This window comes from Myxococcus llanfairpwllgwyngyllgogerychwyrndrobwllllantysiliogogogochensis (assembly GCF_006636215.1).
GTDB lineage: Bacteria > Myxococcota > Myxococcia > Myxococcales > Myxococcaceae > Myxococcus > Myxococcus llanfairpwllgwyngyllgogerychwyrndrobwllllantysiliogogogochensis.
Genome location: NZ_VIFM01000446.1, coordinates 1 through 4,786 on the forward strand (window position 1 = coordinate 1; position 4,786 = coordinate 4,786).

General features: G+C 69.0%; 3 protein-coding genes and 1 pseudogene. All 4 read left to right on the plus strand.

Going from position 1 to position 4,786, the window contains the following annotated elements:
• Positions 1-201 (plus strand): annotated as a pseudogene (locus FJV41_RS47940) (tryptophan--tRNA ligase); the annotation flags it as partial.
• A gap of 162 nt (positions 202-363) precedes the next feature.
• The gene (locus FJV41_RS47945; protein ID WP_141649324.1) at positions 364-1,233 is read left to right on the plus strand and encodes a segregation and condensation protein A; all 870 of its coding nucleotides are present in this window, start codon (positions 364-366) and stop codon (positions 1,231-1,233) included.
• Positions 1,220-2,206: an SMC-Scp complex subunit ScpB gene (gene scpB / locus FJV41_RS47950; protein ID WP_141649325.1), complete on the plus strand. Its 987-nt coding sequence runs from the start codon at positions 1,220-1,222 to the stop codon at positions 2,204-2,206. Before FJV41_RS47945 ends, scpB begins: the two co-directional genes overlap by 14 nt.
• A gap of 27 nt (positions 2,207-2,233) precedes the next feature.
• Positions 2,234-4,786, plus strand: a 2,553-nt coding sequence (locus FJV41_RS54440; RefSeq protein WP_246137885.1) for a pseudouridine synthase, incomplete at its 3' end; no start/stop codon positions are given.

Here is a 4,786-nt window from a genome sequence, read left to right on the forward strand (position 1 = left end):
GGAGGGAAGGGCTACGGGGACTTCAAGAAGCGGCTCCTGGAGGCCTACCTGACGACCTTTGGCCCGGCCCGTCGGCGGTACGCCGAGCTGGTGAGCGACCCGGCCGAACTGGAGCGCATCCTCCAGGACGGCGCGAATCGCGCTCGGGAAGAGGCCGCCCGGTTGATGGACAAGGTCCGGCGCGCGGTGGGCATCCCGTGAGGTCCTGGGCCTGAACGGGTGTTTACCGCCGTTTGTTTGACCCACCTAAAAGCCACTGTTAAGGAGGTGTGTCCCCCGGCTCGCGCTCGAGGCCGGCGGATTTGAGCCCTTGCGTGATGACGAGCCGCCACCGAAAGCCAGAAGGGCAGCCAGGTTCCGCCGGTGAGTGACGGCCGTCCCACTTCGGCCGACGAGGGCCTCCGCGACGGCGAACCGCCCCGCACCCCGGGCGACGCCTTCCGCGTCGCGCTGCCCAATTTCGAAGGGCCGCTGGACCTGTTGCTCCATCTCATCAAGGAGCATCGGGTCGACATCTTCGACATCCCCCTGGCGCTCATCACCGAGAAGTACCTGGAGCACCTGGAGCGGATGCGGGAGATCAACCTGGACATCGCCGGGGAGTTCCTGGTGATGGCGTCCACGTTGGCCCACCTGAAGAGCCGCATGCTGCTGCCGCGCCAGGACGCGGTGGCCGTGCCCGAGGGCGGCGAGGCCCTGGCCGCGGTCGAGGAGCCCGAGGACCCGCGCGCGGAGCTGGTGCGGCGGCTGCTCGAGTACCAGAAGTACAAGGACGCCGCCGAGCACATGGCCATGCAGGACATCCTCGGCCGCGACGTCTTCGCGCGCAGCGTGCCGGTGGAGGCGGTGCCCATCCCTGAGGAGGAGGTCGGCCTCCAGGAGTTCAGCGTCCTCAAGCTCATCGAGGCGTTGGACCGGGTGCTGGAGCGCCTGCAGCCCAAGGTGCAGCACGAGGTGGTGCGCGAGCGGGTGACGCTCTCCGAGGCCATCCTCCGCATCGCCCAGCGCCTGCATCCCCATGGGCAGGTCCTCTTCGAGAGCCTGTTCACCGAGGAAACGACGCCGACGCGCCAGGAAATCGTCATCACCTTCCTGGCCATCCTGGAGATGGTCAAACGCCGGCTCATCCGTGTGGTACAGGACGAGTCGCTCGGCCCCATCCTGTTGTTGCCCAACGGGGACGCCCTGGAGCGCTTGGTCCCCACGGAGGTCGACGAGAGTGACTACCGGTAGGAAAGGCCCCCGTGCCTCGGACGAGGAGGTTCCAGTCGCGTCCGGAGGTCCCAGTCCGTTCTCAGAGGAAGAGCTGGCCGCCGTCACCGGGCCTGGACTGGCGGACGAGCTGGACGAAGTCGAGGCCGCGGCCATCGAGGAGGACCAGGACGGCGTCACGCCAGACCTGGAGACCTCCTTCGAGAAGCTCGTCTCCAAGAGCCGCAAGCTGTCCCAGGACCGCATCCGCACCGTGGTGGAGAGCGTGCTCTTCGTCGCGGAGCGGCCGCTGTCCGTGGACGAGCTGTGGCAGGCCACCGGCATCGAGCGGGAGCTCATCGCCGAGGCCCTCAACCAGCTCTCCGGCATCCACCGGGACGGCATCAGCGGCATCGTCCTGTACGAAGTCGCCGGGGGCTGGCAGTTCCGCACGGACCCACACTCGGGCGAGTACGTGCGGCGCTACCTCCGGGTGAAGCCGCAGCGACTCACCCGCGCGGCGGTGGAGACCCTGGCCATCATCGCCTACCGGCAGCCAGTCACTCGGCCGGAACTCGAGGATATCCGCGGGGTGGATTGCGGCGCCGTCCTCAAGGCGTTGATCGATCGCAAGCTGGTGAAAATCCTGGGCAAACGCGAAGAGGTGGGGCGCCCCATCCTCTATGGGACTACTCGCGAATTCCTGGAGTTCTTCGCCTTGAAGGACCTGTCAGCGCTGCCCACGCTGCGGGAATTCCACGAACTCACGCAGGAGCATCGCGAAATCGTGGAGAAAGAAGTACGACCGGCGCCGGCGGCAGCGGGAACGGTGGAAGCGCTATCGGACCCGGGATTCACGAAGCGGATGGAGAAGAACGCGGCGGCCAGCGAGGCGGCGCTTGAGGACCTGGAACACGCCATCGAGGCGGCTGAGCGGACACAGAAAGCCAGCTCCAGCGTCCTGGACACGCCCCCGAAGCCCGAGACGGGCGCCGAGGGGCCGAAGCCCGAGTGACGGGCAGCAATGGAAGAAGGGGAAGTAATGTCGGCAGAACGACTACAGAAGTACCTGGCCCGCGCGGGAGTTGCTTCGCGCCGGCACGCAGAAGAGCTGATCACCGCGGGCCGAGTGGCCGTGAACAACACGACGGTGACGGAGCTGGGGAGCCGAGTGGAGCCGGGCACGGACCTGGTCTCGGTGGACGGAAAGCTCGTCACCCCCCCTGAAGAATCCTCTTACTTCCTGCTCTACAAGCCCGTGGGTGTGGTGACGACCCTGTCGGATCCCCAGGGTCGGCCGACGGTGGCCAACTACCTGGAGGAGACGGGCAAGCGCCTGTTCCCGGTGGGACGCCTGGACTACGACGCCGAGGGAGCGCTGCTCTTCACGGACGATGGCGCGCTGGCGCACAAGCTGACGCACCCGAGCTTCCAGGTGCCTCGCACGTATCTGGCGAAGGTGAAGGGCGAGCCCGACATCCTGACGCTCGACAAGCTGCGTGGTGGCGTGCGGTTGGAAGACGGCATGGCCACGCCGGTGTCGGTGGGCGTATTCGAGTCGGCCGAGAAGAACACCTGGTTGAAGATTGTCGTGGCGGAAGGCCGTCCGCACCTCATCAAGCGGCTGTGTGCCGCGGTGGGGCACCCGGTGGTGCGCCTGTTCCGTCCGGCCTACGCGGGTATTGGCGTGGAAGGATTGCGGCCGGGAGCGCTGCGTCCGCTGAAGAAGACCGAGGTCGAGCTGCTGAACGATGTGGCCGAGGGCCGTGTCGCGCCTCCGACGGCGGAGCTGCGGCTGCCGCCTCGGCGTCATGGGCGCGCGGCGCCGGGCTTCAATGAGTCGGACGAGGACGAGCTGTCCATGGACGATGACGCTCCCGCGCCTCGGAAGGCGGCGGGTGAGCGTGGGGCTCGCAAGGCTCCGACGGGGGCTGGAGGGGCGGCGTGGAAGCCCGTGGTGGATGGTGGCTCCGGGCTGGCTCGCTTCGGGCGTCCGCGAGGGGCCGCTGCCGAGGGTCGCGGTGCGCGGCGCTCGGGTGGTGACGAGGGTGAGCGCCCGTCGCGTGGCGCGGGTCGGCCGGCGCGCAAGGAGTGGGGCGCGGGTGGGGCGGATTCACCGCGCTCACGTGGGCCTCGCGCGGAAGGTGGCGCGGATCGCGGTCCGGCGCGGCGTGCGCCGGCTGCCGGTGGTGCGTCGCGCTTCGGTCGTTCGGCCTCGGGAGACGAGGGGCGTCCGGCGCGCAAGGAGTGGGGCGCGGGTGGAGAGGACAGACCGCGCGCTAGCAGGAGCGCTGGCGCTGGTGAAGGCCGCCCCGCGCGCAAGGAGTGGAGCGCGGACGGTGCGTCGGCTCGTGGTCCCGCGCGTCGTGGCGCGGACGGTGATTCGAAGCCGCGTTTCGGTGGTGACTCGAAGCCCCGTTTTGGTGGTGATTCGAAGCCTCGCTTCGGTGGTGAGGGCAAGCCCCGCTTCGGCGGTGACTCGAAGCCGCGTTTCGGTGGAGAGGGCAAGCCGCGTTTCGGCGGTGACTCGAAGCCCCGTTTCGATGGCGAGAGCAAGCCGCGCTTCGGCGGTGACTCGAAGCCGCGTTTTGGTGGTGAGGGCAAGCCGCGTTTCGGCGGTGACTCGAAGCCCCGTTTCGATGGCGAGAGCAAGCCGCGCTTCGGCGGTGACTCGAAGCCGCGTTTTGGTGGTGAGGGCAAGCCGCGCTTCGGTGGTGACTCGAAGCCTCGTTTCGGTGGCGAGGGCAAGCCGCGCTTCGGCGGTGACTCGAAGCCCCGTTTCGAGGGCGAGAGCAAGCCGCGCTTCGGTGGGGACTCGAAGCCGCGCTTCGGTGGTGACTCGAAGCCCCGTTTCGGCGGCGATTCGAAGCCGCGCTTCGGTGGCGACTCGAAGCCGCGTTTCGGTGGTGACTCGAAGCCGCGTTTCGGTGGTGGCTCGAAGCCGCGCTTCGGTGGCGACTCGAAGCCGCGTTTCGGTGGTGACTCGAAGCCGCGCTTCGGTGGCGACTCGAAGCCCCGCTTCGGTGGCGACTCGAAGCCGCGCTTCGGTGGTGAGGGCAAGCCGCGTTTCGGTGACTCGAAGCCTCGTTTCGGTGGCGACTCGAAGCCGCGTTTCGGTGGTGACTCGAAGCCGCGCTTCGGCGGCGAGGGCAAGCCTCGCTTCGGTGGCGCTGGTCGGTCGGAAGGCGAAGGCCGTCCTCGTTTCGGCGGCGGTGCGTCGCGCGGAGCAGGGCGTTCGGCTTCGGCCGGCGAAGGCCGTCCTCCTCGCCGCGAGTGGAGCGGTGGAGACACGGGCGCTCCTCGTGGCCGTCCCGACCGGAAGCCCCGTGATTCGGAAGGCTCGGGTCCTCGTGGACGCAGCGGCGGCTTCGGCGCGAAGCCGGGCGGCAAGGGTCCTCGGGGGGCAGGCGGCCGGACAGAGGCCCGCGCCTGGAAGCCGTATGACGACAAGGGCTCGCCCCGCGAGCGAGTCGTCCGCGCCGGGTCCCGGGGCCTCGCCCCCGAAGGCGCCCGCAAGTCCGAGGGTTTCCAGGACTGGGGCAAGAAGAAGGAAGCCGGTTCCCGGCCCCGCTTCAGCACCCAGGGGCCCAAGGGG